At 62.8% G+C, this 19826-nt stretch carries 20 protein-coding genes and 2 pseudogenes; 12 read left to right on the forward strand and 10 right to left on the reverse strand.

The genetic code is table 11. From position 1 onward, the window contains the following. Nucleotides 1-12: 12 nt before the first annotated feature. Nucleotides 13-297 (forward strand): PIN domain-containing protein, encoded by a 285-nt coding sequence (locus ACW9UR_RS23955; protein WP_458919604.1) that lies wholly within the window; start codon nt 13-15, stop codon nt 295-297. A 136-nt stretch (nt 298-433) separates the two neighbouring features. Further along, nucleotides 434-774, forward strand: a pseudogene (locus ACW9UR_RS23960) (transposase); the annotation flags it as partial. Between the two features lie 541 nt (nt 775-1315). Here ACW9UR_RS23960 and ACW9UR_RS23965 read toward each other — a convergent pair. From ACW9UR_RS23965 to ACW9UR_RS23975, 3 genes are all read right to left on the reverse strand, one after another. After that, nucleotides 1316-1597 (reverse strand): putative quinol monooxygenase, encoded by a 282-nt coding sequence (locus tag ACW9UR_RS23965; protein ID WP_458919605.1) that lies wholly within the window; start codon nt 1595-1597, stop codon nt 1316-1318. Between the two features lie 192 nt (nt 1598-1789). Continuing rightward, nucleotides 1790-2884, reverse strand: a complete 1095-nt coding sequence (locus ACW9UR_RS23970; RefSeq protein ID WP_458919606.1) for an isocitrate/isopropylmalate dehydrogenase family protein — start codon at nt 2882-2884, stop codon at nt 1790-1792. A 16-nt stretch (nt 2885-2900) separates the two neighbouring features. Beyond that, nucleotides 2901-3572, reverse strand: a complete 672-nt coding sequence (locus ACW9UR_RS23975) for a GntR family transcriptional regulator (protein WP_458919607.1) — start codon at nt 3570-3572, stop codon at nt 2901-2903. Nucleotides 3573-3735: 163 nt separating this feature from the next. Here ACW9UR_RS23975 and ACW9UR_RS23980 point away from each other — a divergent pair, with 163 nt between their 5' ends. The 5 genes and pseudogenes from ACW9UR_RS23980 to ACW9UR_RS24000 form a co-directional block, all read left to right on the forward strand. Then, entirely contained in the window at nt 3736-4755 is a 1020-nt protein-coding gene (locus ACW9UR_RS23980) for a TRAP transporter substrate-binding protein (RefSeq protein WP_458919608.1), read from the forward strand. 58 nt (nt 4756-4813) lie between these two features. Further along, nucleotides 4814-5326 carry a TRAP transporter small permease subunit gene (locus ACW9UR_RS23985; protein WP_458919609.1) on the forward strand — a complete coding sequence of 171 codons (513 nt, stop codon included), beginning with the start codon at nt 4814-4816 and terminating at the stop codon, nt 5324-5326. Next, complete coding sequence (locus ACW9UR_RS23990; protein WP_458919610.1) at nt 5326-6633, forward strand: TRAP transporter large permease; 1308 nt, start codon at nt 5326-5328, stop codon at nt 6631-6633. Before ACW9UR_RS23985 ends, ACW9UR_RS23990 begins: the two co-directional genes overlap by 1 nt. 13 nt (nt 6634-6646) lie before the next feature. Further along, entirely contained in the window at nt 6647-6769 is a 123-nt protein-coding gene (locus ACW9UR_RS23995) for a hypothetical protein (RefSeq protein ID WP_458919611.1), read from the forward strand. 174 nt (nt 6770-6943) lie between these two features. Continuing rightward, nucleotides 6944-7201: pseudogene (locus ACW9UR_RS24000) on the forward strand (integrase core domain-containing protein); the annotation flags it as partial. Between the two features lie 592 nt (nt 7202-7793). On the opposite strand, the gene ACW9UR_RS24005 reads toward ACW9UR_RS24000, so the two are convergent. From ACW9UR_RS24005 to ACW9UR_RS24030, 6 genes are all read right to left on the reverse strand, one after another. Next, nucleotides 7794-8825 carry a Gfo/Idh/MocA family oxidoreductase gene (locus ACW9UR_RS24005; RefSeq protein ID WP_458919612.1) on the reverse strand — a complete coding sequence of 344 codons (1032 nt, stop codon included), beginning with the start codon at nt 8823-8825 and terminating at the stop codon, nt 7794-7796. Continuing rightward, complete coding sequence (gene iolE, locus ACW9UR_RS24010) at nt 8815-9726, reverse strand: myo-inosose-2 dehydratase (protein ID WP_458919613.1); 912 nt, start codon at nt 9724-9726, stop codon at nt 8815-8817. Before iolE ends, ACW9UR_RS24005 begins: the two co-directional genes overlap by 11 nt. Next, on the reverse strand, nt 9723-10523 hold the full coding sequence (locus ACW9UR_RS24015; RefSeq protein ID WP_458919614.1) for an inositol monophosphatase family protein: 801 nt from the start codon (nt 10521-10523) through the stop codon (nt 9723-9725). The genes iolE and ACW9UR_RS24015 overlap by 4 nt, the downstream gene beginning before the upstream one ends. Beyond that, the gene (locus ACW9UR_RS24020; RefSeq protein WP_458919615.1) at nt 10520-11605 is read right to left on the reverse strand and encodes an ABC transporter ATP-binding protein; all 1086 of its coding nucleotides are present in this window, start codon (nt 11603-11605) and stop codon (nt 10520-10522) included. Before ACW9UR_RS24020 ends, ACW9UR_RS24015 begins: the two co-directional genes overlap by 4 nt. Continuing rightward, nucleotides 11602-13596 carry an ABC transporter permease gene (locus tag ACW9UR_RS24025; RefSeq protein WP_458919616.1) on the reverse strand — a complete coding sequence of 665 codons (1995 nt, stop codon included), beginning with the start codon at nt 13594-13596 and terminating at the stop codon, nt 11602-11604. The genes ACW9UR_RS24020 and ACW9UR_RS24025 overlap by 4 nt, the downstream gene beginning before the upstream one ends. A 97-nt stretch (nt 13597-13693) precedes the next feature. After that, entirely contained in the window at nt 13694-14650 is a 957-nt protein-coding gene (locus ACW9UR_RS24030; RefSeq protein ID WP_458919617.1) for an extracellular solute-binding protein, read from the reverse strand. A gap of 172 nt (nt 14651-14822) precedes the next feature. Between ACW9UR_RS24030 and ACW9UR_RS24035 the strand changes: the two genes are divergently transcribed. Continuing rightward, nucleotides 14823-15818 (forward strand): LacI family DNA-binding transcriptional regulator, encoded by a 996-nt coding sequence (locus ACW9UR_RS24035; RefSeq protein WP_458919618.1) that lies wholly within the window; start codon nt 14823-14825, stop codon nt 15816-15818. Nucleotides 15819-15894: 76 nt separating this feature from the next. Beyond that, nucleotides 15895-16218 (forward strand): hypothetical protein, encoded by a 324-nt coding sequence (locus ACW9UR_RS24040; RefSeq protein ID WP_458919619.1) that lies wholly within the window; start codon nt 15895-15897, stop codon nt 16216-16218. Nucleotides 16219-16341: 123 nt separating this feature from the next. Here the strand turns inward: ACW9UR_RS24040 and ACW9UR_RS24045 are convergent, their stop codons facing one another. Continuing rightward, nucleotides 16342-17091, reverse strand: a complete 750-nt coding sequence (locus ACW9UR_RS24045) for a sulfite exporter TauE/SafE family protein (protein ID WP_458919620.1) — start codon at nt 17089-17091, stop codon at nt 16342-16344. 75 nt (nt 17092-17166) lie between these two features. Here ACW9UR_RS24045 and ACW9UR_RS24050 point away from each other — a divergent pair, with 75 nt between their 5' ends. The 3 genes from ACW9UR_RS24050 (at nt 17167) to ACW9UR_RS24060 (ending at nt 19816) form a co-directional block, all read left to right on the forward strand. Then, the gene (locus ACW9UR_RS24050; protein ID WP_458919621.1) at nt 17167-17934 is read left to right on the forward strand and encodes an IclR family transcriptional regulator; all 768 of its coding nucleotides are present in this window, start codon (nt 17167-17169) and stop codon (nt 17932-17934) included. 111 nt (nt 17935-18045) lie between these two features. Beyond that, entirely contained in the window at nt 18046-19005 is a 960-nt protein-coding gene (locus ACW9UR_RS24055) for an ABC transporter substrate-binding protein (RefSeq protein ID WP_458919622.1), read from the forward strand. Further along, on the forward strand, nt 18995-19816 hold the full coding sequence (locus ACW9UR_RS24060) for an ABC transporter permease (protein ID WP_458919623.1): 822 nt from the start codon (nt 18995-18997) through the stop codon (nt 19814-19816). The genes ACW9UR_RS24055 and ACW9UR_RS24060 overlap by 11 nt, the downstream gene beginning before the upstream one ends. Nucleotides 19817-19826 lie beyond the last annotated feature (10 nt).

The following is a 19826-nucleotide window of genomic DNA, read 5'->3' on the forward strand; positions in this document are numbered from 1 at the left end:
AGAGGGCGGCTGGTGCATTCGACATACTTCGTGCCAATTGCTCGGTCGGCGGATTTCAACAGCATGCGCCGCCGGGCCGATTTACTGAGCTACAATGGATTTGTCGTTCGCGAACTAGAATACAATGACCTCGAGGCGGGTTCGGTGTTCCGAAAACCGCTGAGCTGTCTGTACGCGAAGGTGGCAATGGATGCGATGGACCTGTCTGCCTCGATTGACTACGCAGTGGTATTCAGTGGGGATGCTGGAATCACGCCGATGCTATGGGGATTCCAACGGCGCGGAACCAGTGCGTAGATCTGTTCGACGCCTCGTGGATACTAGGGTTATTTTAACATAAACATTATTATCGGCGTGTCGCTGTACGCGGGGGCACATTCTAAACTGGGTTGCGACAGTTCCCCTATCCTGCTGGAAAGCAAGGAGAAGAAAAATGGCCCACACCGAGTTGGATTTGCGTGAGCGGCGCGCGATTGAGGACATGCTGGCCGCAAAGATGCCGATCTGTCGGATCGCCGCAGAGCTTGGCCGGCACCGGTCGAGCATCTACCGGGAGATCAAGCGCAATGGGTTCATTGACGACGAGCTGCCATATCTGAACGGCTATTTTGGAATAGTCGCCCAGAAAGCGGCCTCGAACCGGAGGCTCAGGCGCAGGAAGCTCGAGCGGCTGTCCGACTTGCGCGAGGCGGTGATCGCGCAATTGAAGGAAGGCTGGCTCCCGAACAGATTGCCGGCCGGCTTGCATTCGAGGGCCAGGCAATCAGGGTGAGCGTGTCCCACGTCAGCAAAGTAGAATTGTCACACTCTGCCCTGTCGGGAACAGCCCGATGGACGCGGTTCGCGCGCCCGCGAGCAGCTCCGGGGGTACATGGGCAAGGATCGCCTAGGCGGCCGAGCGTATGGCCGCGGGCCTTGGGCCGTGCGGCGGCACCACCATTGCCCCCGAAGGCTCCGCGGGAACTTAGGTCAGGAAGATCTCGACACGCGCGTCGACAAGCCTCGCCGCGAAGCAGAGCTCCCCGCTAGCCTCGGCCAAGAGCTGCCGCCGCCAGTGCGATCCGGGAAGCCAGAGGCTCTGTCGGAACACCCGAGGCAAGCAGGCGGTAGAGTCTCGAGGGGATCCGGTATCTCCCCGGGTTCGCCGAAGGTCGCGGCACAACCGACAAGTTCGCCCGTCGGCGTCGGCTCCGGACGCTCCTCGCTCCAGAGGCAAACGCCCGGGCAGCGGTGCGCCGGACGTGACCTGTCCTCGCCTTGCTCGCCCGCAGTGAGAATTTCTCCGCGACTGGAATAGTTGGATCCCACTCCCAGCCTAAACCAACTCATAGATCCTGACGGTCTTGTGCCGGACCAAATCTGCTACCGCGACGTCAAAGGACTTGAAGTGCGCGGTCTCGACGTGCGCCATGAAGGCGGCGAGATCGGTGTAAAGCTCGTAGAGGAATACACTATTGCGGTCTTCGGAGAGGCAGACGTCAAATCTGTGGCACCCTGGTTCATCTTCCAGAGATCGGCGGGCGTTTTCCAACATGTGCGGCAAGAACGCTTCCATCTGACCAGCATGGGGCTCGAAGGTCACTGTGACGACATACATTCGCTCTCCTACTAGGCGGCGTTGGGAAATTGCGGTGGGGATTGGAGCAGGTTATCCCCGCTCCAGGGGGTGGCTCGGCACAGACAGTCGCCATCACACGAGCAACCGATAAGCCCTGCTCGAGAAGGTACAGGACAGATCGGTCACGTTGGTAAGGTAGTCGGATACGGTTCCGATCGCAAAGATCGCGCCCTAATCCAGAAGTTCCAACAACTCCTTCGTGACCGCGACGGTACCCATGTCACCACCGAATTCCATCGGCCTGAGGCGGTTTTCCTCGAAGCCGCTCTGAACCGCCTCTTCAACGAACTCGGCAGCTTCTGCCCAGCGTTGAATGCCGGTGCGTTCCGCGAGGTAGTCGAGCATCAGGGCGCCAGAGAGCACGGCCGCTAGTGGATTGGCTTTGTCCTGACCCATTATGTCTGGCGCGGAACCGTGTGCGGGTTGGAAAAGCCCCTGCTCGTCGCCTATCTCGGCACAGGCCGCCATGCCCATCCCGCCGACAAGGCCGCCGCCCAGATCGGAGAGGATGTCACCGAACATGTTCTCCATCACCATCACGTCGAACTCCCAAGGCTTGCGGATAAGATCCAAAGCCTGAGCGTCGACGTAGTTGTGCGTGGCCTCGACGCCCGGGTATTTTGGGGAGACCTCATCGAAAATTTTTCGGAAGAAGGCCATGGAGTTGAAGACGTTCGCCTTGTCGACGCAAGTGACCTTGCCTGGGCGGCCACGGGCCTTGCGCTTTTCAGCCAAGCGAAAGCCGAAGTGAAACAGCTTCTCGGTGGTCGGGCGGGTGATGCGTAGCGTGTCGCGAACTTCGTCATCGCTGGAGAAGTTTGGCCGGCCGTGGGTGGCGGCGGAGAAGAACAACCCTTCGGTGGATTCCCGCAGGATGACCATATCAATCCCTGCCGCGCGTGGGTCGGCCAGCCGCTGCGGGGCATTCGGATAGGCCTTGACAGGGCGGACACCTGCGTAGAGCCCATATCGGTCGCGAAGGCGGAGGTGCGGGGCAATTTCGGTACCGTCATCGTGGCGCACCGAGGGCAGGCCGATGGCTCCAAGAAAGATCGCATCGAGTTCCCCGGCGCGAGCCTCTCCCCCGGGCTCGATATCTCGCCCGGTTTCCTTGTAGTAGCCGGCACCGGCCGTGATTTCCCTATAGGTCAGCGCAGGCAGCCCCGCCTTTGCCACCGCAGCATCGATCACCGTGACCGCCGCATTTGCTACGTCTACACCTATTCCATCGCCCCGAATGAGGGCGATACTCAACCTCTCTGACATGATAGTCCCTTCTGTCCTAAAGCTGGCCCAGCTTGTATTTTTCCAGAATGGCCAGCAGTTCTTCGGCGGACCTCGTGCGATGCTGTTTGAACAGCCGCCGCACGGAGTCTCCGTCGCCTGCCCGCAGGAAATTCAGAATTTCGCGGTGCTCCTGAGTGGATTGATGGGGAGGGCCGCGCATCCGCATGGTCACAACCCGCGCCCGATGCGCCTGGACGTAGAGCGAGCGGACAAAGTCCTCGAGCCGTCGGTTCCCCTGCAAATCGAGCAGGATATGGTGAAAGCGATCGTCTGCCTCGGCCCAGGTGTCGAGGTCCTCGCTCTCCAACGCGGCCTCCATATCGGCAGTGGCCCGCTTGAGTGGTACAAGCTCCCGCTCACTGGGGCGGGTTTCGGCGTAGCGGGCGGCTGCGTCGGGCTCCAACGAGGTGAGGATCTGGTAGATTTCGCGCATGTCCTCGGGCTGAATCGGCAAGACCCGTACGCCACGGCGGGGGATCAGCTCGACCAGCCTCTCCGCCTCCAGACGGATGAGGGCCTCGCGCACCGGTGTCCGGCTCATACCCAGCCGCAACGCGATCTCGGGCTCAGGCGCAAGAAAGCCGGGCGGCATCCGGTTTGTCCGGATCTCGTCCTTTAACCGCGCGTAGGCAGTTTCCACACGTGTTGACTTGGCGGCCTCTGCCATCCGGTCTGAACCTTCTCGATTCTGGCGACAATTGCACTTGATGTGTGCATCGTCAAATAATTTAATGTACGCATTGACCAATGCGTAGCTAAGTGCCTTAGTGCGCGAACACGCCGATAAACCGGCCCAGAAAAGTGCCCAGCCGTGGGTGCGAGGAGGAAAGATGAAACGGATGATCATGACAGCGGCGGCATTTTCAGTCGCTGCCACGGTGGCCAGTTCCGAAACAGTTCTTAAGATCCAGTCGTCGGCGCAAAGCGGTGCCTATGAATACAGCTACCTCGAGGACGAATGGGGCAAGCGCCTTGCGGCCATGACAGGCGGCGAGGTTACGGTCGAGTTCTTTCCAATCAACGCGATCGTCGATCGGAACGAGACCCCGGAAGCGGTTATGGCCGGAGTGCTAAGTGGCGATCTGAACTCAGTAGCTTATTTCACCGGTCGCAACCCGGCGTTTGCCATTATGGGCGACCTGATCGCCGGCTACGACTCGCCCGAGCAGGTGCAGACCTTCTGCCGCCATGGCGGCGGGCGCGACGCGCTTCAGGAGCTTTGGGAGTCTGTGCTGCCGGGCGCCATGCACGTCGTCGGTTGCGGTGCCGTCTCGAAAGAAGCGCTGGTGTCCAAGGTCGAAATCCGGGGGGTCGAAGACCTGGAAGGCGTCAAGATCCGCTCGCCCTCGGGACTCGCGGCTACCGTGTTCCAGAAGGCAGGTGCCGCGCCGGTATCCATGTCGATCAGCGACGTCTTCACCTCGCTGGAAAAGGGCGTGATCGATGCCGCCGATGCCTCAGCCTACATCAACAACTCGACAAGCGGCTTCCACCAGGTGGCGAAGTTTCCCCTGTATCCGGGCATCCACTCGATGGCGATGCGCCAATTCGTCATCAACAAGGGCATCTGGGACGGCCTGACAGAAGATCAGCAGCTGGCAGTCGAAACCTGGTTCTACGCCGCCTATGACGATTTGCGCCGTCAACTCGACCTGCAGGACAAGCAACAGGTTCAGGAAGACAAGGCCGCCGGCGATATCACCGTGGTCGACTGGAGCCAGGAAGAGCGGGACAAGTTCCGCGTTCTGGCCACCGAGGCGTGGGAGGAGACCGCTGCGAAATCGCCCGAGGCCCGCAAGGCGCTCGACGCTCACTACGCCTTCATGAAGCAGATCGGGCTGCTGGAATAACACCAAGAACGGCAGGGGCAGTCATCGTGCTGCCCCTGCCCACGAACTGGAGGGGCCGGTGAAGGCATATGTTGAAATCATGGGGAAGATCTCTGTCTTCCTCGGAAAGGTCTGCGGGGTCTTCTACCTCGCTGCGGTGGGTCTCTCGCTTTACGAAGTCTTCATGCGCTACGTCTTCGGCGCGCCCACCTCGTGGACATCCGAGACGATCATGGTCCTGGTCGCTACCGCGTGGATGCTTTGTGTCGGTGCAGTCACCCAGCAGCGCCGTCACATCACCGTCACCACCATGGAGCTTCTGGTGGGCGAGGCACTCTGGAACCGGATGAAGAAAATCGCGATCGTGCTGTCGATGATCGGCGTGGGCGGACTGCTCGTCATGATTTGGGGGCCAATGGTAAAGGTGCTCAAGGCCCCTCAGACGACCGGAAGCGCCTTTGACCCCTACACCCCCACCTATGTGAAAACCATGCTCGTCGTCTCGGTGGTGCTCTACTTCCTTCAGCTTCTGGCCAACCTTTTGACGCCCTCGGCAAATCGGCCGGCCTCGGCCGAAACGGGAGTCGAATGATGGGCATCGAACTGATCACGCTCTGCATCGTATCGGCGCTGTTCGGCCTGATGGCGATCGGCGTTCCACTGGGCGCTTCAACTCTGCTGATTTCCGTCGCCACCGCTTACCTTGCCTTTGGAAGCAACGGCTTCATTCTCGTCAGCTCTGCCGTCACCAAGGTGATGGACAAGCAGACCCTCGTGGCGGTGCCGTTCTTCGTCTTCATGGCGAATATCATGGAACGATCAGGGGTGGCTAAGGAGCTGTTCAATTCGATGGCGGTCCTGGGCGGACGCATGCGCGGCGGCGTTGCAGTGCAGACCTGCCTCGTAGCCGTGGTGCTGGCGGCAATGTCTGGCATCGTAGGCGGCGAGATCGTCCTGTTGGGCCTGATCGCCCTGCCCCAGATGTTCCGGCTTGGGTACGACCGCAAGCTCTCGATCGGCGTGCTCTGTGCCTCTGGCTCGCTGGCCACGCTTATCCCGCCCAGCGTGGTGCTTATCGTCTACGGCGCCGAGGCAGGCGTATCGGTACGCGACCTATTCACCGCCGGCATTGGCCCCGGCGTGCTTCTGGCTTCGCTCTACATCGCCTACGTTCTGCTCCGCGTAAAGATGAACCCGGCGATCGGCCCCGCCTATGACGCGCCCGAAGCCCAATTGCCGCTCTTCCAGCGGATCTCTTATCTAAAGGGCTTGATCCTGCCCTTCCTGCTGATCTTCGGCGTTCTCGGCTCGATCTACGCCGGCATCGCTACAGTCACGGAATCCGCAGCCATCGGCGCAGTTGGGTCACTCATCGTGGCGGCGGCCAGGCGCGAGTTGACCACGAAAGGGGTGCGTGAGGCGCTCTGGGCAACGACGCTGACCACCGGCTCCATCCTGTGGCTGATCATCGGGGCCGTCAGCCTCGTGGGGATCTACAACCTCTTGGGCGGCACCCGATTTCTCAGCGGCATTCTCACCGGGCTCGACATGCCGCCGATCATTGTCATCGTCGTAATGATGCTGATCATCTTTTTCCTCGGAACCTTCCTCGAGTGGATTGCCATCGTCTTCATCACCGTGCCAGTATTTGCGCCCGTGGTTGTGCAGCTTGGGTATGATCCGGTCTGGTTTGGCATCCTCTTCGCCATGAATATCCAGATCTACATGCTCTCGCCCCCCTTTGGGCCGGCCTGTTTCTACCTCAAGAGCGTGGCCCCCAAGGACGTGACACTTCAGGAAATCTTCCTGGCTGTGCTGCCCTTCATCGGCCTTCAGATCATCGGCTTGACGCTTGTGATGGCCTTCCCTGCGATCGCACTTTGGTTGCCCGGACTATAGAAAGGACGCCACCATGGATACGAATAACGAAGATCACGAGGTTTACGAGTTCGGCTGGTGGCCGGAGATCGTAGGGGCGGTCGGCGTTGTTGTTCTCGTCTGGGCGCTGATCACCTTCGCACGTGGTGCGATCTAGGGCGAGCCGTGCTCTACGCACCTAGGTGTTCTAGCGTTTCATCAGGCACGCCGGCCATCGGCCCGAAGAGTTGCACAGCATCGCATGGTGCACTACCGCGCCCAGACTGCCGAGGTCACGCCTCCGGAGGCCCTGCGCTGTCGAAGGAGCCGAAGGCGGATGCCGAACGCCATGTTGGCTGCGATCCCAGATACCTCGACATCAGGGCGACGCGTCGCGCGTGAACTGACGGCCCTGATCGAGCGCCGCGAACAACCCGGCATGATTGTCAGCGACAATGGGACCGAACAGGCCAGTAACGTTATCCTAGGGTGATGTTCCGAGCACCAGATCGAATTGAACTACATCGCGCCGGGGAAGCCGGTGAAGAACGGCTTCGTGGAGAGTTTCAACGGTCGGGTGCGGGATGAACTGCTCAACGAGACCGTGTACCGGAACTTCGGCTCACACGCGGACACTGACCATCGCAATGGCCCGCGCCGCTGCGCGAGATGAAAGCTCCGCGCGTTGGGCGATTGCGCAACCCGCGCCGGCGATCGTAAACGCCAACCGGGCTCAAGTCGCGACTGGATGAAAGCTCAGTCGCAGGTCACCGCGAGCCGGTCTTCAACGGCTCTTGGAAGACTTCGAATTTGCAAAGAGACTTGCCTGCCGACGACGGGGCAATGTTCGCTGTCGATCTCGCGCAATGTCAAAGCGACATTTTGAAGAACCTGCTCTGCCCCCGCATCAAATGGTTCGCGCGAGAGGGCGGAGCTGACCGCAAGAATAAATCTGGCACCACGAGAACCGCGCTCCCGAGGCACGAGACCTAGCGGATCGGCTTCCGCTGCATGGGCCTAGCCGCGAAGCTGATGGCAGTGGAAGCGGCGACCACGGTGGGCGCGGAATGGCGGGCGATCTGAGATAACGAAGCTACGGAGTATTCCATCGTCGACTTGGACGGCCGGATAACGCCGCTCCTCCCGGCAGGGCCTGGGCACGTTGATCGATCAGATCGACACGGCCCAGATCTCGCCCTAGGTCACAACGCCGGCGGTTCGCACTCGACCTGTTTGCCCGATGCCAGCGATGCGGCGCACTGCTCGGCCAGGTAGGACGCGGCAATTCCGTCCAGCAGGTTCGGGCCGGTCACCGCCCGCCGGGCTACCGTCTCCACAAAATGCGACATCTCGGACCGGTAGGCGTCGACATACCGTGTCGACCAGTCGTCCTTGATCGGCTGCGACAGCTCGCCCGACCGGTCCTCGGCCGTGACCGCGCTGGCGCGGGGATTGCCCACGTTCAGGCGGGTATGCTCGCACAGCGCCTCGACCCGCTGGTCATAGCCGTTGGGCGCGCGCCAGCTGTTCTGGACGACAACCTGCTGGCCGCCTCGCCCGGTCAGGATCGTCGTCGTCGTATCGACATGCCCAAGATCGGCATAGGCCGGGTTCACCAGGGCCGCACCGCTACAGAACACGGCGCGGATCTCGTCGCTCAGCAGCCAGCGGACCGTATCGAAATCGTGGATCATCGTCTCGGCGATCAGCCCGGCAGAGTTCGGCAACTGGTCCAGCGTGGGCGGGGTGTGATCCCGGCTGATGACCTGCAACTGCTCGATCTTGCCGGTCTCGGGCGCGGCAAGGCGGGCCTTTAAGTCGGCCATATGCGGATCGAAACGCCGGTTGAAGCCGACCTGGATACGGTCGTTGTACGGGCGCAGATTGTCCAACTTCGCAGCGATCTGCTCGTAGCGCGAGGCCACCGGCTTCTCGCAAAAGACATAGGCCCCGGTCCGCGAGGCAGTCACCAGCTGGTCCAGGTGCAGCGCGGCCGGGCTGCAGATGACGAAGGCATCGGGCGTGTCGCCGTCGAAGACGCTGTCCACCTGCGCGACGGAGCTGGCGGCATCGCGCGGCCCGAACCCGGAGGCGACCGCTTCGGCGCGCGCCAGGTCGGCATCGAACAGCGCCACATGCCCGACACGCGGGTCTGCAGCAAGGTTGCGGGCATGGATTGCGCCCATTGTTCCACAGCCGATGACGCTGATCTTGAGGTTCGTATTATCGCGCATGGTTCGGGTTTCTTTCCACTGGGATGTCGTTCCGGCGCGCAAGCGCCTCGACGTGGTCATAGGCGGTGCGGGCCATCAGGGCGGGCGCGGCAATTTCCGGGTCCTGCTCGGCCTCGACCACGATCCAGCCGCTGTAACCGCGCGCGGCGACCATCTCGAATACCGGCGCGAAATCCAGGTCACCGCCGCCGGGGACGGTGAACATGCCAAGGCGCACGCCGTCGTCGAAACTGGACGCGGTGCGGTCCAGCACATCGAGAACCGGGCGGCGCACGTCCTTCAGGTGGATATGACCGATCCGGTCCCACCAGCGCGCCATGACTGGCACATAGTCGTCGCCCGCAAGCGCCAGGTGGCCGGTGTCCAGCAGCAACCGGACCGAAGGGCCGGTCGCCTCCATCAGGGCGTCGATCTGCGCCGCGGTCTCGACCGGCTGCATCATGTGGTGATGGTAGACCAGCGTGATCCCGATCCCGGCCAGCCGGTCGGCAAGCGCGGTCAACCGGTCCGCATAGGTGGCCAGGCCCAGGGTGCCGGGCCGCCGCGACAGGGGCGCGCTGGCGCCGCCCTCGGGGCCCGCGCCGCATTCGCCATAAACGATGACGCGGCACCCTAGCCCGATCAGGACCTCTGCGGCCGCCTTCGCGCCCGGCCATTCCTCGGCCAGATCCCGCTCGCTGAGATAGCCCGAATACCACCGCGTCACCGGCGCCAGCCCATGCGCCGATACCGCCAAGCGCAGCTCTGCCGGGTCCTCGGGGAACTTGCGGCCGATCTCGACGCCGTTGAACCCCGCACGCGCGGCGTCAGAAAGGCAGGTTTCCAGAGCGATGTCCTGGCCCAGATCGGCGATTGCGTCATTGGTCCAGCCGATGGGGGAAATTCCGAGCCTGATCGTCATGGCCGGGTCCTTTCGGCGGTTCGGGTCACGCTTGTCAGAAAGCTTTGGCACGACGCGGCGCCCGCCACGAAGGTGACATTGCTGGTATGCTCCGGTGCACCCCAGAAATCCGTGACGGTGCCGCCAGCCTCTTCCAGCAGGATCAGCCCGGCCGCGCAGTCGAGAAACCCGGTGGGCCCTTCGAAATAGCCGTCCAGCCGCCCGCAAGCGACATGGGCCAGCGAGAGCGCGCAACTGCCCAGGATGCGGATGGCAGCGACCTGCTCGCGGATGGTGTGCAGCCGCTCGTAGGCGTTGGCGGAGTGTGCGTACTGGTCCAGAGGCAGTCCGGTGCCGACAACGAAACGCGCCGGATCGGGCTGGTTTCGGATCGAAATCGGCACGCCGTTCAGATGCGCGCCCCGGCCTTTCGCCGCGGTGAACATCTCGTCGTTGACTGGAGAGTAGACCGCACCGGCCAGCACATCGGTGCCCCGCGCAAGCGCGATGGAAATGGCGAACGGCAGGCCCGACAGGAAGTTCGTGGTGCCGTCGATCGGATCGACGACCCATTGCAGCGCCGCGTCGCTTGGACCCGAGCGTCCGGTTTCCTCGCCGAGAAAGGCGATATCGTCCCCGGCAGCCAGCAGGCGGTTGCGGATCAGCGCCTCGACCTCTTCGTCCGCGGCGCACAGCAGGTCGGCCTGCCCCTTGAACGCAACCTCCATCGTGTCGGCGGTGTGGAAATGGCGCATCGCAAGACGGCCAGCCTCACGGGCGGTTTCGACGATCAGCGGCAGGTGGTCAGTTACGGTCAATTCTCTTCTTCCTCAGGTTTGGTCTCGGGCATCGCGTCGAACATCTGCATCGGCGGCAGTCGCAGTCCGACGGTTGCGCCCGGCTCGATCGCGTCACGGGTTTCGACGAGGATGGACTGGCCGGCGATGCCGACGCGGTAGCGCGTGACATGACCCAGGTAGGAGACTTCCTCGACGATACCGTCGACATCCCCCTGCCCGGCGCCCACGACGCCGAAATCCTCGGGGCGCGCGAACAGGACGCGGCCGTTTTCTGGCGTGCTGTGCGGCTTGAACACGCCCCGGATCGTGGTGCCGTCGGTCAGGCGGAACGTATCCGGCCCGCTGGCGCGGCCCTCCAGAAAGCTCGCCTTGCCGACGAAATCGGCGACGAAGGCGGATTGCGGGCTGGCATAGATCTCGCGCGGCGAGCCAACCTGCATCACGCGTCCCTGCCGCATGACCGCGATACGGTCCGAGATATCCAGGGCCTCTTCCTGGTCATGGGTCACGTAGATCGCCGTCAGGCCCAGCCGCGTCACGAGGTCCCGAATGTCGCGCCGCAGCTTCACCCGCAGCTTGGCATCGAGGTTCGACAACGGCTCGTCGAACAACAGCAGGGGCGGGTCGATGATGATCGCACGGGCCAGTGCCGCCCGCTGCTGCATACCGCCCGACAGCTCGCCGGGGTATTGCTGCGCAGCACGCGTCAGGTCGACCAGCGCCAGTGCGTCCTCGACCTTGCGGGCGATCTCGGCCTTGCCGAACCCGCGCATCTCAAGTCCGTAGGCGACGTTCCGTGCGATGGTTTTCGTCGGCCACAGCGCGTAGTTCTGGAACACGAACCCGATGCCGCGGTTCCACGGATCGACCCGGCTGACGTCTTGCCCGTCGAACAGGACCCGTCCGTTGCTCGGCTTCAGGAAGCCCGCGAGGCAGCGCAGCAGCGTGGTCTTTCCGCAGCCCGACGGCCCCAGCAGCGTGAACAGCTCACCCCGCTTTATGGCCAGGTCTGTCGGTCGCAGCGCCACGAAGTCGCTGAAATTGATCTGCAACTGATCAGTCTCGACGTCGATCCCGCGCATGGCAGTCTGCTGGCTCATTGTTCCATGGCCTTTCTTTTCAGGGTGATGAGGGTCAGCGGCACGTAGAGGATCACCATCATCAGTACCGACATGGCCGCCGCGTAACCGAAGTTGGCCCCCGGCGAGACCGTGTTCTGGAAAATGACCGCCGACATCGGCGTCCACGGCGGGCGATAGAGCAGGATGGTCGAGCTCAGTTCCGTGACCGAGCGCAGGAAGACCAGCGTCATCCCCGTCACAGCGCCGGACAGCATCATCGGCGCGACGACATGCCGGAACGCCTGCGTCGGCCTGGCCCCCAGCGAAAGCGCCGCGTCCTCCATCGCCGGGTGGATCTGGTAGAGCGCCGACTCGCCGGTCTTGACCGTAAACGGCAGCATCCGGGTGAAATAGCTCAGCACCAGAATGAACCATGTACCGGTCAGCAGGATCGGAGGCTGGTTGAAGGCCAGAATGAAGCCGATGGCAAAGACCGTGCCCGGAATGATGTAGGGGATCATGATCACGCCGTTCAGCAGCGGCGTGACGAACCGGGTGCTCTTGCGGACGATCACATAGGCGATCGACAGGCCCAGCGTCAGGCACAGGAACGTGGCGGTGGTGGCGGCCGAAAGGCTGACGAACACGGCGCCGAACTGGTTGGTGAACAGCTCGACATAGTTCTGCAGCGTCGGAACCGCCGTCACCGCGCCGACCCGCCATTCCAGGAACGAGGTGATAACGATGACCACATGGGGGGTGAACGCGATCCCGATGACCGTGGCGGCGAAGCCGTAGATCACGGCGGCCATGCCGCGCCCCGGAACCTGGAGCACCTGCTTGCGCGACGTGACCGAGGCGAAGCTCTTCCCGGCCAGGATCAGCCGCTGCACGCCCAGGAACATCATCGCGATCGTCAGCATGATCAGCGAGCCGGTCGAGGCGATCGAGACATTGCCGCCGGTCTCGTTCAGGAACTCCGAGTAGACCAGCTTGGGCAGGATCACGAGATCGAGCGAGATGATGAACGGTGTCCCGAAGTCCGAGAACGCCTGCATCGACGCCATGTAAAGCCCGGTCACGATGCCCGGTAGGCAAGTTGGGATCTCGATCCCCCAGAACGACCGGCGCGGCGGGGCACCAAGGCTCATGGCGCTTTCACGCAGGGTCGGATCGACCCCTGTAAAGCTGTCGAGGCTCATCAGGAAGATCATCGGATAGACCAGCCACATGATCACCCAGATCACCCCGTGGATGCCGACGATCGACCAGTCCAGCCCCAGCGCGGTGGTCAGGAGGCCAGTCGACCCAAACAGCATCCGCCAGACATAGGCCCCCAGGAACGGCGGCGAGACCGAGGCCATCGTGATGAGTGCGACGACGATAGCGCGGCCCCGGAACCGGTATCGCGACACCAGCCACGCCAGCGGAATCGCGACCACGCTGGCCAGGAAGGTCGAGACGACCGTAACGATCAGGCTGTTCTTGACCGCCTCGAGATAGGTCGAGCGGCCCAGGAATTCCTTGAAATTGGCTAAGGTGAACGTCTCCACATGATCGCGAAACCGCATGAAGCCCCTGGGCTCGTGACGCAGCGCGATGGCATCGCCGCGCTGCTCGGTCTCGAACACCGGCGGGCTTTGGTCGCCGAAGATGTTCATCGGCACCGATTGCTCGACGCTGAATTCGGCCGGGCCTGCGTTGAAGCGGAACCGGGTCCCCTGCGCGGTCTCGGTCAGGATCAGCGGATCGGTTGCGGATACCAACGTCAGGCCCGGCTCGATGCGCTCGAATACCAGGCCAAAGCCGTCCGCCCGTCCCAGGACGACTCGCCCGCCAGTATCCTCCTCGATCGAGAAACGCTCCAGGTCGGCGGTCTCGACCTGCATCTCGCCGCCGGTCAGACGCAGGGTGAACGCCCCGCCTTCCTGCTTGAACGCCGACAGGATGATCCAGACCTGGGGCAGGACTACCAGCAGCAGCGCGCCGACAAGGCAGAACACCGAGAATATTTTCCAGCTATCGCGCAATAGCCTACCCCTTCCATTTTGGTGAGAGCGTGCGAAGTCGCGCCGCCGCGGCAGATGCCGCGGCAGCCAATGTCACGAACGTCGTGTGTGTGAGAGGTCAGTTGCCTTCGAGAACGGCGCTGAACTTGGCCTTGATGATGTCCCGCGGCTCGTCCTCTGTGAACAGCGAAAGATCGCCCAGCTCGGGCAGGCCTTCGGGGGCAGCCACATCGCTGCGGACCGAGCGGCGGTTGACCGCTTCCGAGGCGATGGTCTGGCCTTCCTGACTGATGATGAAGTCGACGAACGCCTGCGCCTCTGCCTGGTGAGGCGCGCCCTTGATGATCGCCAGCCCATCGACCTGGATCGTCACCCCGTCAGAGGCATAGATCATCTGCACGGGCAGACCCTCGGCCATCCACTTGCCGCCAAGATCCTCGTTGACCCAGCCAAGCGCCGCTTCACCGTCGCGGACCGCCTCGAACATCGGGGTCGAGCCCTGTGTCGCGCGCACCGCCTTGATGACCTCGGTCATGAAATCCCAGCCCAGGCCGGACGCCAGCCCCGAGACGATCGTATGCCCGGTGCCCGAATGGTTCGGATCCGCGAGCACCACGCCGCCAAGCTCCTGCCACTTCGGGTCCAGCACGTCCTTCACCGATTCCGGGAAATCCTCGGGCTGAACCTTGTCGGTGTTCACCATCATCGGCTGAGCGAACATCGTGAACGGGAACCAGATATTGTTCGGGTCCGAGATGCGCAGCCCGTTCGCCTCGGGCGACTCGTAGGACTGATAAAGATCGGCGAACTGCTCGAAGGACCGGATCGAGCCGCCCCACTGGATGTCCGCCGCCGGGTTCGCGGTTTCGGCGCGCACCCGCTGGAACAGCGGCCCCGTCTCCCCGACGATGACCTCGACGTCGATATCCGGATGCTGCGCCTCGAACGCCGTGACCAGCGGGCCGTAAACGTCGTCACCATGCGCCGCATAGATGATCAGGTCTTCCGCCATCGCCGCTGCGGGCAATGTGGCGGCGATGAAAAGGCCCCCGATGATGGATCGTGTTCCCAGCATTCTTTCCTCCTTGTTCGCACGCTCATTGCACGCGCGTGCATTGCACGGAAATCTATGGCACTTGCGGAACAGCCTGTCAAACAACTCTTTATCTTCCGTTTCCCGGTACCAATTGAAATCTGGCAATGCTACGTTGCACGCGCCTTCATCGACGGAGACCGTTTTGGCAAGAGTGACAGCGGATCAAGTGGCGGCACGGGCCGGGGTCTCCAGGTCAGCGGTGTCGCGCAGTTTCTCGAAAACCGCCAGCGTCGCCCCGGACACGCGCGACAAGGTTCTGCGCGCCGCGGCAGAGCTGGGCTATCGCCCCAATGGCGTGGCATCGACGCTTGCAAGCGGCAAAAGCAACATCGTCGCGGTGCTGACGAACAGCAAACCGGACATTCTCAGGTCGGAACTGCTCCATCTTCTGAACGTCGCCCTGCAGGAAGAGGGCCTCGTGCCCTACGTCATTTCCATCGGCACCACCTATGCCGGTGCGCAGTCGCTGACGGACCTGATCCAGATGCCGATCGCCACCGCCATCGTCACCGCCGACAGCGTGACCTGCCAGCAGATCTCGCCCTACTGCCTGGAGGCGCCGCCGATCATGCTCAATGGCCGGATCGAACCTGGCGAGGTCGCGGACCGGGTCGTGACCGATGACGCCGTAGGTATCCGCCAGATGATCCGACACCTCGTCGCAAAGGGCAGAAAGACCCTGTGGCTGATCACCGCCCGGCGCAGCTCGTCCGCATATGACACAAGGAACAGCGCGCTGCTGGAAGCGATGGTCGGAACGCATGTCACCCTTATGGACACCGAAGAGGGCGACTTCACCTACGAGGGTGGCAAGCGCGCCTTCGCCGCCCTGCAAGAGCGGGGACCGCTGCCGGACTGCGTCTTCTGCGCGAACGACGCGATGGCAATGGGGGCGATGGATGTCGCGCGTTTCCAGAACGGAATCGACGTGCCCGGAACGCTCGAGGTGATCGGCTTCGACAACATTCCGCAGGCGCGCTGGCCCACCTACAATCTGCCCACGATCGAGCAAAGCCCCGAGGCGCTGGTCGGGGGCATTCGCTCGATTCTTCGGCAACGGGCGGGGAAGGCCCCGAAGGACAAGCCGATCGTCGTGACCCTGCCCACACGCTTTGTTGAATCGACACCGCCCGAAAACCGCGGATGATGCGCCGTCTGCCGCAACTGACCCGGTCTCGCCGGGCTGGATTGATAGCGACAGGGCGACCTGCCAGAGCGGATTGATGAAAGCGCGCACCGGACTGTTCCGAACGATCCAAAGGGCTTTCCTGGCCCTTCTGCTCTTGCTGCCGTTCAGCATCGGCAGCACGTTCGGCGCACCCAAGGCGCACTCCCCCACCGTCGCGGAACAGACCGCACCCCGCCATGTGCACACCGGCAGCGCCGAGCCGCGGCTGGCGCTGTGCCTTGCCGATCTGGCCGGGCTGCTGGACGACCCGGACCATGGCCCGGACCCCTACGCGCAGGCGATGCAGGATGTGTCGACGGCGGCGCAAAAACCGACCAGTTCCGGCCTGATCGGCACCCCGGCGTGCCCTGGTGCTTAGCTGAAAGCGGCGGTGCGTAGATCGCAATCATGCTCAAGGCGGGCAACTTCGGAGCCGAGGACTTCTTCGCCGGCGCGCTGGATACGCTGGAGGGATATAAAGCGCAGCAGCCGCACTCATCCTTCAGACTACCGGTAGGGCAAGCAGTACGCTGACCATCAGCACAACCGCGACGCTGAGCGCGTCAACGACCCGACGACTGTGAACCGCAGGTAATCCGCGGGCAGAAAAGTCTCCGGCAAGAGCGGCCGGTATCAGACATGCGGCAATCCAGAGACTGTGGACCGGCATGGCGCCAGCGAACAGGCGCGCGGTGACGGTCAAAGCGGCCAGCATGGTGAATATCGCGATCAGGCTGGCGCGACGCGCTTCCAGTGAAATGTCGGATCGTGCCATCATGTAGTAGACCAGCGGCGGGGCCGGGGCCGCCGCTATCGCGTTCAGCATGCCGGCAAGTGCGCCCGCCGCGGCGACCGGCCATCTCAGCGCCGGCGACACTGCGAGCGGCTTGCGTATCATCGGGATGAGGCTGGCCATGATCGCCAGCGCGATCAGGACCCTCAGCGATGCCTCGTCCGCCTCGGACATCACCAACAGGGCCACCGGAACCCCGACACAACCCGAAATGACGAGCCTGCCGACCAATGGCCAGGATGCGTCCGCGCGCATCATCGGCACGTTGCGCGCCCCAAGCACCAGTGACAGGAGCAGCGTGACCCCCACCGCTTCTGCCGGTGGGATCATCAGTGACAGCACCCCTACCGAGACCATCGCGAACCCGAACCCGATCACGCGGCGAAGTACCGCTGCCAGGAAAAGTCCCGCACTTCCCGCCAAGAGCAACGACGCGAAGTCAGGGGGCATCTCAAACATTTGGCGATCTCATGTTGCCGCAGCGACCTGCCGGAGCTATCGTCAGGAAAATTTCAAGACACTACATCTCGAATTATGGACAACAAGACAAGCACCAACTCTGCCATCAGCCGTAGCCTCGATCTTCTTGAACTTGTCGCACGGCAACTCAGGCCGATCTCCATCGCCGAGATCGCGCTGGAAATGAACCTGCCGAGGCAAAGCGCGCACCGCCTCGTCAGTCAGCTTGAGACCTTGGGTGTCCTGGTGCGGGAACTGGGCTCGGACAGGTTCACGGTCGGCAGCCGGCTGCGAAGCCTGTCACTGTCTTGCCTGTCCAGCCACCAGCAGAACTCTGCGGGGCATGCGGTGTTGGAGCGACTGGTGGCCGAGGTCGGCGAGACCTGCAATGTCGGTATGCTAGACGGCAACCAGGTCTTCTATGTCGACCGCGTGGAATGCGATTGGCCCTTGCGCGTGCAGCTCCGGCCGGGCAGCCGGGTGCCAGCCTACTGTACTGCAATCGGCAAGCTTCTACTGTCCTTCGCGGAAAGCAAGACGCGACTAAAGATCCTATCCAGTCTCGATCTTGTTCCGCTGACAGACAACACGATCACCGATCCCGCCCTGCTGGACATCGCGTTCGAAGAGATCCGGACGCGAGATTTCTCGGTGAACAAGGAAGAGGACGCGGTCGGCCTGATCGCAATAGCGGTTCCGATTCGCGATCCGAATGGAACCGTGGTCGCCGGTCTTGGCATGCACGCACCCACGGCACGGGTATCGATCGAGCGTGCGAAAGGTTTTCTGCCAAAGATTCGGGCAGCAGCTGATGAAATAGCGAGCTCTATGTTCGTAAATTGAGACGTGACGTCCCATTTATTTTGACGTCGCCCATGTAAGCTCCGAAGGTGTGGTTGGCGCAGGCAGCGATCCTGCGACGGAAAGACCACAGACCAACAGCGGAGTTTGCACATGAACCGTCTTATCCTCGCCATGACGGCCGCGATGGCCCTTGGCGCAAGCGGGGCCCTTGCCCAACAGGTCGTGAACATCGGCGTCCAACCCGCGACGCAGCCGATCTACATCGCCAAGGCCGCAGGCTATCTGGACGAGATCGAAGCCGCCCATGACGTGACCTTCGAGTTCAAGAGCTTCTCCTACGGCGCCCCCGAGAACCAAGCCATGGCCGCGGGCGAGATCCAGCTGGCAAGCGCGGGCATGGGCCCGGCCATCGTCGCGTCGGCGCGGCTTGACGCGAAACTCATCGCCATCACAATTCTTGACCAGACGGCGATCATGGTGCAGCCGGACTCCGACATAGCCACTGTGGCAGACCTGAAGGGCAAGACCATCGCCTATCCCGGCAAGGGCTCGCAGCAGTATCCGCTGCTGATCAAAGCCCTGGCGGACGCAGGCCTGACCGAAGACGACGTCAGCCTGTTCAAGACCAAGGGCTCGGACGTCGGCACACTTCTGTCCGCCGGCAAGGTGGATGCGGGCGTGACCTGGGATCCGCACGTGTCCGGCGCACTGGCCAGTGGCGCGGCAAAGGTGCTGCTGACCTCGGGCAAGATCCTTCCGATCAAGGGAGATCACTATATCGGCAACGGGTTCTATGCCCGCACCGATTTCATGGAGGCCAATCCCGAGGTCACTCAAGCGGTAGTGGACGCCCTGATCCGCGCCGCGCAGCTCATCCTGGACGATCCCGAAACCGCCATCGACATGTGGGCCACCGAGGTGGGCGTGCCACGCGATGTCATCGAATATTCGATCAACGAAGGCATATCGGTCTACACAACCGACATCACCCCGGATCAGGAGACCATCGACGCCTATTCGAAGTTCCTGAAGGACGCAGAAATCCTCAAGCCCGAAGATCTTCCGAAGATCGACACCAGCTTCGCGCAGAAAGCTGCCAATGCCGGGTAAGTCCAACACGGCCCCCCTTCCCGCCGGGGAAGGGGTCACGCTGATCGGTGGCGCCGGCCGCGCGTCTCGTACGGCGCTGACCGGGGCTGCTCCCTACGGCCTCGCGCTGATCATGGTCGCGGTTGTCTGGCAGTTGGCGATCGTCATCCTGACCCCGCCGTCCACGATCCTGCCTTCGCCGGGAGCGGTGGCAGGAACGTTCTTCGAAGAACTGCTGTCGGGTGAGCTTCTGGTGAACGCGGCCGTGTCGCTGACGCGGGTCTCGACCGCCTGGGCAATCTCGGCTGTCATCGGAATCCCGCTGGGCGTACTGATCGCTCGCAACACGCTTGCGGAAAAGCTGCTCGACCCAGTGATCGAGCTGTTTCGCCCGATCTCGCCGCTGGCCTGGATTCCGCTTGCGATCCTGTGGTTCGGGATCGGCGAGGCTGGGAAGGTCTTCATCATCTTCATCGCGACCTTCTTCCCGATTGTCTTGAACACCGTCGACGGTATCAAGCGCGTGGACCCGGTCCTGCTGCGCGCGGGCCAGGTGCTCGGCTGCTCCTCCGCGCCCGAACTGTTCCTTCGCGTCATGTTGCCGGCCGCGCTGCCGTCGATCCTGGTGGGTCTTCGGGTTTCGTTCGGAACCGGTTGGGCCGCGATCATCGCCGCCGAACTTGTCGCCGCGAATTCCGGCCTCGGCTACCTGATCGCGGACGGGATGGAGATCCTGCGATCCGACCTCGTCATGGTCGGCATGATCGCCATCGGGATCATCGGCGTCATGGTCGATGCGCTCTTCAAGTTCCTCGCAAGCCGTATCGCCTGAGCACAGGAGG

It is taken from the genome of Halovulum sp. GXIMD14794, from assembly GCF_054457455.1.